The organism is Cyclobacterium xiamenense, assembly GCF_900109255.1.
In the GTDB taxonomy this organism is placed as follows: Bacteria; Bacteroidota; Bacteroidia; order Cytophagales; family Cyclobacteriaceae; genus Cyclobacterium; species Cyclobacterium xiamenense.
Genome location: NZ_FNZH01000002.1, coordinates 312,453 through 326,299, shown reverse-complemented (window position 1 = coordinate 326,299; position 13,847 = coordinate 312,453). Strand labels below are relative to the sequence as shown.

10 protein-coding genes are annotated in these 13,847 nt (G+C 49.7%); 4 read left to right on the top strand and 6 right to left on the bottom strand.

All coding sequences use genetic code 11. The annotated features are described in order from the left end of the window. Nucleotides 1–6: 6 nt before the first annotated feature. From BMW71_RS06135 to BMW71_RS06115, 4 genes are all read right to left on the bottom strand, one after another. A complete protein-coding gene (locus BMW71_RS06135) occupies nt 7–1,392 on the bottom strand; it encodes an NAD-dependent succinate-semialdehyde dehydrogenase (RefSeq protein WP_092170976.1) in 1,386 nt (461 codons plus the stop codon). 30 nt (nt 1,393–1,422) lie between these two features. Beyond that, entirely contained in the window at nt 1,423–2,163 is a 741-nt protein-coding gene (locus BMW71_RS06130; RefSeq protein ID WP_092170973.1) for an SDR family oxidoreductase, read from the bottom strand. A gap of 831 nt (nt 2,164–2,994) precedes the next feature. Continuing rightward, nucleotides 2,995–5,286, bottom strand: a complete 2,292-nt coding sequence (locus BMW71_RS06120; protein ID WP_092170968.1) for a xanthine dehydrogenase family protein molybdopterin-binding subunit — start codon at nt 5,284–5,286, stop codon at nt 2,995–2,997. Between the two features lie 12 nt (nt 5,287–5,298). Next, nucleotides 5,299–5,757 carry a (2Fe-2S)-binding protein gene (locus tag BMW71_RS06115; protein ID WP_092170966.1) on the bottom strand — a complete coding sequence of 153 codons (459 nt, stop codon included), beginning with the start codon at nt 5,755–5,757 and terminating at the stop codon, nt 5,299–5,301. A gap of 189 nt (nt 5,758–5,946) precedes the next feature. Between BMW71_RS06115 and BMW71_RS06110 the strand changes: the two genes are divergently transcribed. From BMW71_RS06110 to BMW71_RS06090, 4 genes are all read left to right on the top strand, one after another. Then, entirely contained in the window at nt 5,947–6,321 is a 375-nt protein-coding gene (locus BMW71_RS06110; RefSeq protein WP_092170963.1) for a BlaI/MecI/CopY family transcriptional regulator, read from the top strand. Further along, nucleotides 6,318–7,562 carry a TonB family protein gene (locus BMW71_RS06105; RefSeq protein ID WP_092170960.1) on the top strand — a complete coding sequence of 415 codons (1,245 nt, stop codon included), beginning with the start codon at nt 6,318–6,320 and terminating at the stop codon, nt 7,560–7,562. The genes BMW71_RS06110 and BMW71_RS06105 overlap by 4 nt, the downstream gene beginning before the upstream one ends. Nucleotides 7,563–7,731: 169 nt before the next feature. Further along, nucleotides 7,732–10,116, top strand: a complete 2,385-nt coding sequence (locus BMW71_RS06095) for a PAS domain-containing sensor histidine kinase (RefSeq protein WP_092170955.1) — start codon at nt 7,732–7,734, stop codon at nt 10,114–10,116. Nucleotides 10,117–10,286: 170 nt separating this feature from the next. Next, nucleotides 10,287–11,441, top strand: a complete 1,155-nt coding sequence (locus BMW71_RS06090; protein ID WP_092170952.1) for a baeRF3 domain-containing protein — start codon at nt 10,287–10,289, stop codon at nt 11,439–11,441. 60 nt (nt 11,442–11,501) lie between these two features. Here the strand turns inward: BMW71_RS06090 and BMW71_RS06085 are convergent, their stop codons facing one another. Then, the gene (locus BMW71_RS06085; protein WP_092170949.1) at nt 11,502–12,353 is read right to left on the bottom strand and encodes an alpha/beta fold hydrolase; all 852 of its coding nucleotides are present in this window, start codon (nt 12,351–12,353) and stop codon (nt 11,502–11,504) included. A gap of 31 nt (nt 12,354–12,384) precedes the next feature. Further along, on the bottom strand, nt 12,385–13,623 hold the full coding sequence (locus BMW71_RS06080; protein WP_092170946.1) for an MFS transporter: 1,239 nt from the start codon (nt 13,621–13,623) through the stop codon (nt 12,385–12,387). Between the last annotated feature and the right edge of the window lie 224 nt (nt 13,624–13,847).

The following is a 13,847-nucleotide window of genomic DNA, read 5'->3' as shown; positions in this document are numbered from 1 at the left end:
AACCATTCACTGCCCTCTCATAACGGCTTTGATGTTCACGAATTCTTTTAATCCAAATCCACCGTGCTCGCGGCCATAGCCCGAATTTTTGACCCCGCCGAATGGCATGGCAGGATCCGCCAATCCAAAGGTATTGATAAACACCATTCCTGTATCAAAGTGCTTCTCTGCCATTTCGATGGCCGCGTCTTCATCTTTAGAGAAAATCCCTCCACCTAGTCCGAAGCGGCTGTCATTGGCAATGCGCATGGCATCTTCGTTATCCCTGGCTTTGATCAATGCGGCTACCGGGCCAAAAAGTTCTTCCTCGTAAGCTGGCTGGCCTGGCTGGACATTTTCCAACACAGTGGCGGGATAGAAGAATCCGACTCCATCGGGAATTTTCCCTCCACAGGCGATCCGGGCTCCCTTCTCAACGCTATTCACCACTTGTTCATGCAACTCTTGGCGGAGATCCTGGCGTGCCATGGGACCCAATTGGGTGCTCTCCTCATTCGGATCACCTGTTTTTACTTCACTCATGGCTTTCACGAATTTTTCACGGAATTCCTCATACACCTTTGCCGTTACAATAAAGCGCTTCGCCGCAATACAGGTTTCGCCGTTATTGTAAATACGGCCTTTCACGCAGGCCTTTACCGCCAGGTCGATATCGGCATCGTCAAAGACCAGGTAGGCATCGTTGCTACCCAATTCCAACACCGTTTTTTTCAACGCAGCGGTGGCTGTTTGCCCGATCTTTCGTCCTGCACCGGGACTGCCTGTGAGGGTTACGCCTCGCACCCAGTTATTTTTTATCACCGCCTCCGACTGATCGTGATTGATCACTAACGTGGTAAATAGGCCTTCCGGGATGTCCGCGCTTTTGTATAGCCGCTCCAGCAATTTACCAGAGCCGGTTACGTTTGAAGCGTGCTTTAATAACACAGCATTTCCTGCCATCAGGCTTGCTATTGAGTACCGGACCACCTGGTAACTTGGATAATTCCAGGGCTGAATGCCGTATACCACCCCGATTGGGGCATATGAAACACGTCCCTTGCTTCCATTGACCATGTCACGCTCCCCGGTTTTCAGCGAATTTGGTCCAATCTCAGCCGTATACTGGCAAATAGCGGCACACAAATCCACTTCTTGCCGGCTTTGTACTAGCGTTTTCCCCATCTCATCGGTCATCAATTGCGCCAACTCTTCCTTGGCACCGAGCAGGGCTTTACCGATCGCTTTTATCCGTTCAGCACGTTCTTCAACGGGGACATCCCTCCACGTTAGGAAGGCTTGGTGGCATTTTGAAATGGCCGCCTCTACCTCTGCGTTGCTCATGTATTCGTGGTGATCGAGCACTTCACCTGTTGCTGGATTAATGGTTTCTATGGTTGTTCGTTCACGCATCGTATTTCGCATTTTTTTGGTTTAAAGGGTTTATCCTTGCGCTGTTGGCATCAGGTACACATCGTTGATATTGACTCTGTCGGGCTGATTTAGGGCATAGAAAATGGCATTGGCGATATCTTCCGCCTCAAGCGTGGTCATCTCCGACATTCCTTTCAATTTTTCCTTGATGTCATCGTCCGTGATGGTTTCAAACAGACTTGTATTCACGGCCCCAGGTTCTATGGAGGTCACATTTATTCCATACAGGGGTGCCAACTCCTTTCTCAACCCCTCCGAAAACATTTTTACTGCTACTTTGGTGGCACAGTAGATGGCCCCGCCTGGGAAATAATTGTGTGCAGCCGAAGAGGATATGTTGATAATGTGACCACTTTTATTCGTACGCATGGTTGGCAACACCGCTGCCACTCCGTTGAGTACACCTTTGATGTTGACATCTACCATCTTTTCCCACTCATCGGTCTTGAGTTTTTCGACAAATGAGAGGGGCATCAGTCCCGCATTATTGATCAAAACATCGATAGAACCGTACTCAGCTAGCGTTTTAGCTACCGCATTCTCAAGTTCAGCAGGTTTTGTAACGTCCGTTTTCACCACCAGTGCCCTACCTCCACTGGATTCAATTGTGTCTTTTAGCTTAGTTAGCTCGGCTTCATTTCGCGCGCACAATACAACAGCGGCACCTCCCTTCGCCAATTTGACTGCCGTTGCTTTTCCTATCCCGCTTGACGCTCCTGTTATGATCACTACTTTGTTTTTTAAATCCATCTTGTACTCTTTTGGGGTATTATAGAATTTACCTTAAGGCAGACAAAGATTAAGCCAAAAGTTCGATCACTGGAAAACCGATCTCAGGGGCACCTTTTCTTCTACAGATACGCTTTATGAGGCGGGGCGAGAAAAAGTGGGAAATTTGTGACACGACGCATTTATCAGACCAAACCTTTCCCTCAGTAGATATTTTTTTACCACCCTGTTTCCCTTGGTTTTGCAAACGGCAATTTGGGTTCTGTTTTGGTCTAGCCTGATTCTCCTGATTAAAAATGCCGCGCATCAGAAGCTGGCTTGACGGGATACGCTTCTAAAAAGTAGGGAAGAAGGTTTAGAAAGGTAGGATCCTGATTTCGAATTAAATCAATTTCTCACAACCATTGGTTGTCAAAACGATTACCAAAGCAATTGAAAAATAAACGGACAGGTTGAAAGAAATCCAACAGCTTCGAATGAAACCTCAGAAATGCACCCAAAATAAGATGTGTTCCATACTCCCATGGGATTAGGCCTCGCAGCAGGTGCTACTGTTTTCGGCAATCCTTACGCCTGTAGAAACAGCACCGGGCACAATGGGTTTGTCCCAATCCTCTCTACGAACACGGCTACGGTTGCTACCGCATAGCTATAGACGACACTAGTGGCAGATTTATTCATTCAATAACAATAGACGCCCTACAGGACCAACGAGATATGGCAGCTCCTGCGCCCTATTTTAGGATCTTCGCATGACATTCCCAACTCCTTTCTGGTCTCGCTCGATGCACGTTTTGTCCAATACGGCTATGTCTGGATACTGGCTACTAATGCATTTTTGCTGTACGTTTTTCAGGCAAATCCTTCCTTAATGGGCAATTCATAAATCCGTTTCCCTTTCAATTTGTACAAGGCATTACACAAGGCCGGGATAAAGGGAGGTACGGGAGGTTCACCCACACCGGTCGGTTTTTCAGTGCTTTCGATGATGTGCGTGTAAATCTTTTTCGGAGCCTCTGGCATGCGAATAATTTGGTAGCCATCAAAATTATTTTGGATTACCTGCCCATTTTCAAACCGAATGGCAGAGGAAAGGGCCAGGCTGGTGGCGAATTGCGCCCCTCCTTCAAACTGCGAGCGGATGCGGTCGGTATTTACCGGAATTCCGCAATCCACGGCGTAGTGGACTTCCGGGATGATCAAGTTACCGGATGCGTCTTCGGCCACCTCTACTACGCAGGCCACATAGGTAAGAAAGCTCTTGTGTGCTGCAAATCCCAAGGTTTTGCCTTGGTTTATCGCCTCTTCCCATCCGGCTTCTGCTGCTACCCTACGGATTACAGCCTTCATTCGGGCAGTATCCCAGGGGTACTCCTCTATGGCCTCTCCGTAGTTTGGGTACGATCCTTTCATTTCTTCAGCAAAGGAGAGTTTTCGGTCTTCTCCAAGCAGGGAGAGTACGTAGTCTACCGGGTCCATCCTCCGATCTTCGGCAATTTCATCCAACATGGTACAAATGGCAAAGGCATGGTGAATGTTGCTGACCGAGCGCAGCCAACCTACCCGGGTATGAGCCCGCGCCTCGTGAGATTCGATGCGTATATTAGGGACATCGTAGGGAAAGTCGGTGCAACCCAAGCCCATTTCTCCGTCCGAAGGATGCAGTTCCTCGGCATTGGAGGTGCCTCCAATTGCCGGGAAAACGGTATGGTGGTTCCATGCGACCAATTTCCCGCTGCCATCTAGCTGCGCTTTGATTCGCTGCGCGCTATGGGAATGATAAAAATCGTGGTGGAGATCGTCTTCCCGGGTCCACTGAACCCGCACCGGCTTTTGAATGGCTTTCGATAGGAGGGCCGCCTCTACCACGAAATCCGGCTTGGACTTTCTTCCAAAGCCACCGCCAAGCAGTGTCACGTGAACCGTTACCCGGGAGACATCCATATCCAGGGCTTCGGCTACCGAATCCCTTGCCCATTGGGGATGTTGGGTGGGTGCCCAGATTACGATGCTTCCGTCGTCTTTATAGTCGGCAAGGGCAGCCGGTGGTTCGATGGTGGCATGGGCATAGTACGGCGCCCGGTAGGTGTTTTCGAAGGTCTTTCCACCTCCAGCAAAGGCCGTTTTGATGGATCCCTTTTCCCTTCGCAGGCGGCCCTCCTGCTGGGTACTGGCAATCATGGCCTCCATCTGGGTGGCGCACTGGTAATCCCGGTTATCTCCCAGGTCCCAATCTACTTCCAGGGCTTCCCTTCCTTTCATCGCCGCCCAGGTATGGTCTGCCAGCACAGCCAGGCCCTCCAAAGGCTTGTTTAGCCCCGGGTGCAAGCCATTGCCAGCGATCTTAATCACCTGGGTTACTCCGGGTACCTGCAGGGCTTTTTCCTCGTTGTAGGAACGAATCGTTGCCCCGACGACGGGACTGCGCAAAATTACCGCTATTTGCTGACCAGGAAGATCCAGGTCCGCGCCAAACCGCGCCTTACCTTGGGTAATTTCCTGTATATCGTAAATCGGAACGTCTTTTCCCACCAATGTGTAATCCGATAGGGACCGCAGCGTCAGGCTTTCTTCTTCCGGAATGGACAGTTGCTGCAGGCGTTCCACCAAATCTCCAAAGGGGATTTGTTGACCGCTGCTTTCGTGTATTACCATGCCGTCGCGGGTATCGCAGCCCGAAACGTCCAGGTCCCATTGCTCAGCAGCTGCCTGCCTGAGCATGTGACGGGCGGTGGCCCCGGCCCGACGCATTGGTTCAAAAAACATGCGTATCGAGTAGGACCCATCGGTATTCTGATCCCCATAGGTGGCTTCATCACCCACGGCCTGTTCGATGCGGACGGCTTTCCAGTCCGCACCCAACTCATCGGCCAATACCATGGGGAGCGTGGTACGAATACCGGTCCCCATTTCGGAACGGTGCGCGATGATGGTAACCGTATTATCGGAGGCGATTCTCAGGTAGGCATTCGGTGCAAACGTGCGGGTTTCCCCTTTGGGTCCGGCACATTGGAAATTCACTCCAAGCAAAAAGCCGCCGCCGATCAGGGAGCTGATTTTCAAAAATTCCCTTCTGTCGGGCAGGTATACCCTACTTTTATCAATCGGTTCTTTTTTCGAGAAAAACGGGAGTTTCGGTAGCATGAGCGGTGGCGGTTAGGACTGGGATGATGCGGTTAGGATTGCTTCTTTTATGCGGTTGTAGGTACCGCAGCGGCATAAATTTCCGGCCATTGCTGCTTCTATTTCCGATTCGCTAGGACGGGGGTTTTCTGCCAGGAGCGCTGCGGCATTCATGAGTTGCCCGGATTGGCAATACCCGCATTGGGGCACTACATGGGCCTCCCAGGCCTGCTGCAGAGGATGGTCTCCGGTAGGAGACAGACCTTCTATGGTGGTCACGGCACGGTCTCCAACTGCCGAAACCGGCAGACTACAGGAACGTGTGGCTACACCGTCGACATGGACCGTGCAGGCGCCACAAAGCGCTTGCCCACAACCAAACTTGGTCCCTTTGAGTGAGAGCAGGTCCCGAATTACCCAAAGCAAGGGCATGTCGGCGGGGGCAGTAACCTCCTGCATTTTTCCATTGACTGAAAGACGGTATTTTTCCATGACGCGTTATTTTCTGTACAGCCAATGAATATACGAATAGTCCCAACTACCTCCAATCATCCCGAAGATATTCCTTGGTTTAGCGATGATTTAATGAAAAAATCGGCATCCGCAGTCTAAAATACGAAATATTCGTATATTTACGATATCTTCGTAGGAAAACTAATTTATTTTTTGTTTATTTGATCCATGGAATCATTAACGACAAACGAAGAACAGGTAATGGCGATCATTTGGAGCCTGGAAAAAGCGCTGGTGCGGGACGTTTTGAACGCCTACCCAGCCCCAAAGCCGCCCTATACCACCCTAGCCTCGATCATGAAACAATTGGAAAAAAAGGGATTTCTGGACCATCGTACCTATGGAACCACCCACGAATACTACCCCTTGGTCAGCAAGACGGCCTACCAAAACCGAAGTTTCAATCAATTGGTCACCAACTATTTTGAAGGGTCTGCCAAAAATGTACTGTCCTTTATGGTGAAGGAGAAAAAGCTGTCCGGAAAAGATCTGGAGGATTTGGAAAAATTGGTTGAGACATTAAAAAACCAGCATACCTCATGAATCCGCTACTCAACTACCTATTGGAAGCAACCGTTTGCCTGGCTGTCTTCGGCCTCTTTTATCGATTCTGTCTCGCAGAAACGACCTTTTTTGCCTGGAATCGGACCTATTTATTGGGCAGCTTTTTTTTGGCCTGGCTAATTCCAGCACTACATCTCCCACTGACCGATCAAAGTGCTGCATTCAAGGATACACTGGTACTTGCCATGCCCGCTTTCGACTTCAATGCAAACGAATCCCAGGTAGCACCTGCCTCTGCCTGGATGGGCCTGCAACCTCTCCTTATTGGTGCCTACTGGTTCGGGGTTGCTTTTTTTCTGGCGCGACTGGGCTTGGGTCTTTTATTGCTTTACCGAAAGGCAAGCCGGGCTACAAGGGCTACCTGGGGCAGGTTTACCCTTTTGGAGCACCCGGAATTCGAACCCTCCTCCTTTTTTCATTGGATATTTTTGCCTCCCCGAAATGCCGAACCGGCAGATAGAGACTGGATCCTTGCCCACGAAGCGGCCCATGCCCACCGCCTGCACAGCCTGGACCTGGTTTTGTTTCAACTCCTGAAGATCACGTTCTGGTTCAATCCCTTCCTTCGGTTTTTCGAAAAGGCACTCCTGGAGGTACACGAGTACCAGGTGGACCGGCAGATGACCCAAAAACACGCCAAAGACGCATACGTGGACCTACTCTTACACCTTATCCGACCAGTTCCTCAGCACACCTTAGTGAATAATTTCAATCAATTTCAACTCAAAAAACGATTAAAGATGATGTATCGACCTAATTCCTCCCGGCTGGCCCGATTTGGTTACGCCCTCTCCCTGCCCTTACTTGCCGTTTTGCTGGTATTCTTCGCCTGTGAATCCTCAGAAGAACAACCCATTCTGGATCAAAACGGCCCGGAACAGATATCCGAGCGGGTGATGCGGGGAGAAATATTTGATGTAGTGGAAGAGATGCCCGTACCTGCCGGCGGCATGGAGGGCTGGAATGACTTCCTTCGGAAAAACCTGACGTACCCGGAAACAGCCCGCAGCGAAGGCGTCGAAGGAACCGTATATGCGGAATTTATCGTCGACACGGAAGGGAGCATCAACCAAGTGGAACTGCTCCGAGGCGTCGATTCGCGTTTGGACAATGAGGCACTCCGGGTTTTGAAAGCGGCTCCTTCCTGGTCACCCGGAAAACAGAAAGGGGTAGAAGTTCCGGTAAAAATGCGGGTTCCCATCCGGTTTAAATTGAATTAACCCAATGGTTTATTGGTAGACCTTCCCCGGCAGACTGAAAATTCGTTTCTTTTTGCCGGGGACATTTTTTGCCGCTTTGTGTTTTTTCGGAAAAATTCCATTAAATTTACTTGTGTTGGTAATCCTTATTTAAGGTTCTACCCAAATTTGTACTTCGGAATTTTTTTTCATGAAAAAATCCACTTTTACAGACACGGATGAAGGGGAGCGGTTGGCAGTACTGCATTCGTACGATATTCTGGACAGCCCACCCGAGGGAGAATACGATGCGCTTACCGAGTTGGCGGCAGGGATAGGTAAAACGCCCGTCTCTATGCTCACCTTTCTGGGGAAAGACATTTCCTTTACCAAATCTTCGTTTGGATTTACCCAACATGGCCTTGCTGAGATCGTACTGCCCCCTGGCTTCGGCAGGAAACAAGCCCATGTGCCCATCGTGATTTCGGATTCTCGCAAAACAGCACTTGAATTGTTTAATGGCCATGCCGAATACCACTTTTTTGCAGGTTTTCCGGTGGTCTCTCCCAATGGGTTTTTGTTGGGATTTTTATGCCTACTTGGTACCGAACCGTCCGTATTGGACCAACAGCAGAAGCGCAGCCTTAAATTACTGTCAGGCCAGGTTACCACCTTATTGGAAGGCCGGAAAAAGCAGCGGGTTTTGCAGCAAAGCTACCGGCTCCACCGCGAGATGGAAAAGCAGCGCGCGCTGGATCGAGTGAATAGCGATGCCCTGATCAATACCACTACCGACGACATTTGGAGCATCGATACGAACCTTCGTCTTGTTGCTTTTAATGACGCCTTTGCTAAAAAAATGGAACTACTGCTTGGTTCCAAGATCTATCCCGGCTCCCCGGCCCTTTTCCCGGAAAAGATCCCGGCAGACATGCACCAAACCTTTAGCAGCTTTTTTACCCGTGCACTTGCTGGAGAATCCTTTACCGAAAGCTATTGCCGGGCTGAAAAGTTGGAATCCGGCATGGAAATTTGGATCGAGCTAAATGCCCATCCAATTCTGCAGCATGGAAAAATAACGGGCGCCGCATTCTTCGCCAGAACCATTACCGAGCGAAAATTAGCCGAGATCAAAATCAAAGAATCGGAAGCCAATTACCGGATGCTATTCGATTTCAGCCCTCTTCCCAAAATACTCTTGGATGTGGATACCTTGGAGATTTTAGAGATCAATCGGGCTGCATTGCGCAGTTACGGCTACGAACGCCACGAAATCCTGGGGTATAGCATGGGAATCCTTCTTCGGGAAGAAGAAATTGGTGTTTTTTATGAGTCAATTCAGCACTTCCTGGGAAAAGGAGAGCCAGGCAAGCTGAACCCCTCCATTCATCGCAAAAAGAACGGCGAACTGATACAGGGGGAGTTATTGCTTCACGAACTGGTGTACAACGGCAGAAAATGCATGATGGCCATTCTACATGATCAGACGGAGCAGTTGCAAACCCTTTCCCTGAAATCCCAATTGGCGAATATCATGGAAAACAGCCTGAATGAGATCTACATTTTTGATACAAAAAGCCTCCATTTCTCCTACGCAAACCGGGGTGCCTTGTTAAATATCGGTTATCGAATGGAGGAGCTTCAAAAACTGACTCCCTACGCCATTAAACCTGAATTTGAGGAAGCGGAATTTCGATCGTTCATAGAGCCGTTGGTCTCCGAAGCGCAGGAAAAGTTGATTTTTGTTACCGTCCACGAGCGAAAAGACGGCTCACGCTACCCGGTAAAAGTACACCTGCAAAAAATGCGGTACGAAGGCCAGCCTGCCCTGGTTGCCATCATCATCGACATTACCGAAACAAAAAAGACCGAACAACAACTCCGGGAACTGAATGAACTGCTGGAGAAGAGTAACCGGGAACTCGAACAATTTGCGTCCATTACGGCCCACGACTTACAGGAACCCCTACGCATGGTTTCGGGGTTTACCTCCTTGCTAAAGAAAAAATACGAAAACAAACTCGACGAAAAAGGGCTTCAATACATACACTATGCCATGGATGGCTCTATTCGTATGCAGCAAATGATCCAGGATATTCTGGAATACTCCAAAGCAGGAAAGGAACTGACCTCCATGGGCACTTTTTCGTTGACAGAAGTGCTCGATCTTGTGCGAAGCGACCTAAAAAAGAGAATTACCGAAAAAGAAGCCAGGATGGTATTTCCCTCCCAGGACCTGCAGCTCTCCGGCCACCAAAACTCCATCTATCGGTTATTTTTGAATCTGGTATCCAATGCCTTGAAATTTATACCCGCAAACACCCAACCGCTGGTTCGCATCCATGTGAGGCAGGATCCTGAAAAATACCATTTCACCGTGGAGGACAACGGCATTGGGATCGACCCGGAGAACCTCCCGCAGTTATTCCAACCCTTCAATCGACTTCACAACAAGCAAACCTTTGCCGGAACCGGCCTGGGCCTGGCAACTTGCAAAAAAATCGTAACCAATCATGGCGGTGATATCTGGGTAACCTCTACGCCCGGAGAAGGCAGCCAATTTCATTTTACCTTGCCAAAAGCCCGTGCCAATTAATTTAGCCATCGTCTGGGTTCCGCTGTGATTTTTCTGCGCTCAATGCCCCCAAGCCCTGTTCACAAACAATTGGGAATCCAACGCTACTCTGGCATAGCGATTGCACCTTTTTCAACCAATGCTTTTTATTAAGAGTTTATGTCAATTTTGCACCCTATTCATTCCCTTCCATGCAATTAGTATCCGAAAAACTTATACAAGACTTACTGCTAGCAAAGAGCGCACCTTGCCTTTCGCTGTACATGCCAACTTACCGCAACCATCCGGATAACCGGCAAGACCCCATTCGGTTTAAAAACCTGTTGAAAGAAATGGAAGAGTCCTTGCGCAAAAAACACAGCGCCGATGAAACCCGGACTGTTTTGGCTCCCCTTGAGAAAATATCCAGCGACGATGCCTTTTGGAATACCAGTCTCGATGGCCTGGCGGTATTTAGTTCCCCCGACTTTGTCAAGGTGGTGAACTTGCCCATAGCCGTCGAAAGCCTGGCCAATGTGGCCGATAGTTTTCATACCAAGCCACTTCGGAAGTATTTACAGTCCACCGACCGCTATCACCTTTTGGGCTTGAGCCTGGACGAATTCACTTTATACGAAGGAAACAGGCATTCATTGCAACAAATACAACTTTACGACGACATACCCAACACCCTGGAGGATGCCCTGGGCAAAGAACTTACAGATGAGCACCACACCGTAGCCTCCTATGGAGGAGCTGCGGGAGAAAATAACGCCATGCACCATGGCCATGGCGGTAAAAAAGACCAGGTAGATTTGGATGCAGAGCGGTTTTTTCGGTTGGTATCCAAGAAAGTGGAAGAAAATTTCTCAAAACCACTCGGAATTCCCCTTATTCTGGCCGCCCTACCGGAACACCACCACCTTTTTCAGCAGGTGAACAAAAACTCCGCGCTATTGCACGAAGGAATACAGGTAAATCCCTCGGCTGTGCCAAAAGAAAAATTGGCTAAAATGGCTTGGGACGTCATGGAGCCTGCCTACCTGGAGAATCTAAAAAATCATGCCGGGCAATATGAGGAGGCCAAAGCAGCTGGTAAAGGAACAGACGACTATAAAGAACTGGCCGTAGCTGCGGTGGAGGGAAGGATCGGCACCTTGCTTGTAGAAGAGGACAGAATCATCGCCGCCCGCATCACCAATTTAGTAACGGGCAACACCCAGAAAAAAGACATGGACAATCCCCGGGTGGATGATCTACTGGACGATATGGGAGAATTGGTTTTAAAGATGGGCGGCAACGTGATCGTGATGCCCCCGGATACCATGCCTACGGATACCGGAATTGCAGGAGTCTTTAGGTATTGACATGGATTTTGTCGCGGGTCGAAAAACTCCCTGTACTAAACTGGCATTCGCGTCGCTATTTCAATTGCCCTCATTTGCAGATCCCCGAACAAAACCAGCTACCAGTTGAACCACTTCATCGGAACGCAATCGGTGACCCAGACCACGGGTGGCGATTAGTTTTGCCTCGGGGTAGACGGCGGCGAGCTGTTCCGCATGACAAAAAGGGATTCGTTCATCTTGTTGGTCGTGAATGATTAGTCCCGGCAGGCATAGCGTACCCGCCAGCTTGCTTAACCCGAAAGGCTGCAGGCCTCCGGGCGTCCTGACTTCCATTTCCTCCATCATGCAAGCCACCGTTTTCGGATACAGGCCAAGGGCCTTGCTAAAAACCTCAACCAACGCCCCAATCGTCACCGGGGAAGCAAGGATTACCAGCCGCTTTGCCACTGGAAGTACGTACATGGATCGCGCATATAGGTAAGAATACCCACCGAGCGAATGGCCCACCACGGCATCAACTCCTCCCACTGCGTTCGTGACTCGCTGGATCAGCTCAGCATTTTCGGGAATGGTAAACCGATTGCCTCCACTCAAACCGTGTCCGGGTGCATCGTAGGCCAGTACACGGAAGCCTGACCCCTCCAGTGCGTCGACATACGGTTGCCAACGAGCAGAATTGCTTTGCCAACCGTGTAAAAAAAGTACCTTTTTGGCGCCGCTTCCCCATCCATACAGGTGAATAACCTGCCCATTTACATCCATTTTTTTGAAACTCCCGGCCTTGAGAAACGCCCGCTCTTCGCCGTTAATTCCCCGGCGTTTCGGCCTGCAAAACAGGTAGAAGGCCAGCTTTCCCGCCCGCTTCGGAGCCAAACGGGCGAGGCCATTCAAGAAAAATCCAAACAATCGGTAGAACATATCTCCAGGCATAAAATTTCGGTAGGCCAAGGCACGCACCGTTCTATTTTTCTACAGCAGTGGCAGCCGGCACTTTTTCCAGCACCGCCTCTGTGTCTACTACATTTATTTTCCGGATTAAGGGAATGCAAGACAAACTGAGAACAATCGCTGCATATCCCACCCATTCAAAATGCAACAATTGACCATCTACGCCTTCCACTAGCACCATGCCTGCCAGGAAAGACGCCAGGCCTGCGCTCAATTGTTGCACGGCAGCATTAAAACTAAGAAAACTACCCCGGTTTTCCGGTTTGGCGGTACCGGTAATCAGTGCAGCAGCGGGAACCATCCGGCCATTGGAGGTAATGAAAAAAACCGTAGAAACGAGCAGCGCAACGAACAGGGGGGTAATGCCCAGATGGGTTATAATCCCAATTGGAATCACGTTCAAGGTCATAAATACAGAAAAAACCCGGACCTTGCCGTACGTATCCGTCAACCTACCTACCCAAGGAGAAGTAAATACCGTAAAAAATCCCCCTGCCATGTAAATATAGGTCAATTCCAATTCCGAAAAACCCACATTGGACACCATAAACGGACTCAAAAAGGGAATGATCATGAACTGACCCAACATCATGAGCACCGTAAGGGATATGGCCCGCATCTGATTGGCATTACCCGTAACCCGGCGGATGACTTGCAGGGGATTGGGCCGGGCATCCCCCTGCTGCTGCAGGTGTGCCGTGATGGAGGGCACGTACCGGTAAATCAACCAAAGAATCACCAAAGCCAATACCGCCAAAAAGAAAAAAGGTGCGTGCCAACTGGAAAGACTGGCGATAAACAGGCCAAAAGGAACCCCGAAAACCGATGCAACGGAAAACGCCCCCATGACCAGTCCCATAGCCCTTCCACGCCTACCGTCCGGAACCGCATCCCCAATAACGGCGAAAATCAGGGCCGAAGTAAGCCCTCCAAACAATCCCGAAACGATACGTGCCGCAAGCAAAAATCCATAATTTGGCGACAGCGCACAGGCCAGCGTCCCAACCAGAAAACCTACAAACACCCAAAGAAATATGCTTCGTCGGTCGTATTTATCCAGCACAAAGGCCCCAATAAAGCTACTAATACCTGCACTAAAGGTATAGGAAGACACCAACAAGCCAAATTGTTGGGGTGAGATGGCAAAGACCCGCATCAATTGCGGCCCCAGCGGCATCATGATCATGAAATCCACGATATGGGTAAAATTAACCGCTGCCAGCGTCCAGAGTAAAAGTTTTTCTTTTTTCATGCCTGTAAAATACGTCATCTATAAACCCAGCCCGGCCGCCGAAAGTTCTACCCGTTTCCCCATGGGAGGCACAAATCCCGGTACCTTCCGGCAGGGCCCCCAACGGGTACCCGGAGTGGTTTGCCGGGTAAGAATGGAACCAAACGCCCAAAACCCTTCGTTTACAAGGCAAGCGCGAGGTGTTAGCAACAAATATTTCAGGCCACATCCCGCATTCCTTTCAA

Excerpts from the sequence above, each read along its gene's own strand:
- BMW71_RS06135 (WP_092170976.1), bottom strand. The coding sequence starts at position 1,392 with ATGCGTGAACGAACAACCATAGAAACCATTAATCCAGCAACAGGTGAA.
- BMW71_RS06080 (WP_092170946.1), bottom strand. The coding sequence starts at position 13,623 with ATGAAAAAAGAAAAACTTTTACTCTGGACGCTGGCAGCGGTTAATTTT.
- BMW71_RS06120 (WP_092170968.1), bottom strand. The coding sequence starts at position 5,286 with ATGCTACCGAAACTCCCGTTTTTCTCGAAAAAAGAACCGATTGATAAA.
- BMW71_RS06130 (WP_092170973.1), bottom strand. The coding sequence starts at position 2,163 with ATGGATTTAAAAAACAAAGTAGTGATCATAACAGGAGCGTCAAGCGGG.
- BMW71_RS06090 (WP_092170952.1), top strand. The coding sequence starts at position 10,287 with ATGCAATTAGTATCCGAAAAACTTATACAAGACTTACTGCTAGCAAAG.
- BMW71_RS06105 (WP_092170960.1), top strand. The coding sequence starts at position 6,318 with ATGAATCCGCTACTCAACTACCTATTGGAAGCAACCGTTTGCCTGGCT.
- BMW71_RS06115 (WP_092170966.1), bottom strand. The coding sequence starts at position 5,757 with ATGGAAAAATACCGTCTTTCAGTCAATGGAAAAATGCAGGAGGTTACT.
- BMW71_RS06085 (WP_092170949.1), bottom strand. The coding sequence starts at position 12,353 with ATGCCTGGAGATATGTTCTACCGATTGTTTGGATTTTTCTTGAATGGC.
- BMW71_RS06095 (WP_092170955.1), top strand. The coding sequence starts at position 7,732 with ATGAAAAAATCCACTTTTACAGACACGGATGAAGGGGAGCGGTTGGCA.
- BMW71_RS06110 (WP_092170963.1), top strand. The coding sequence starts at position 5,947 with ATGGAATCATTAACGACAAACGAAGAACAGGTAATGGCGATCATTTGG.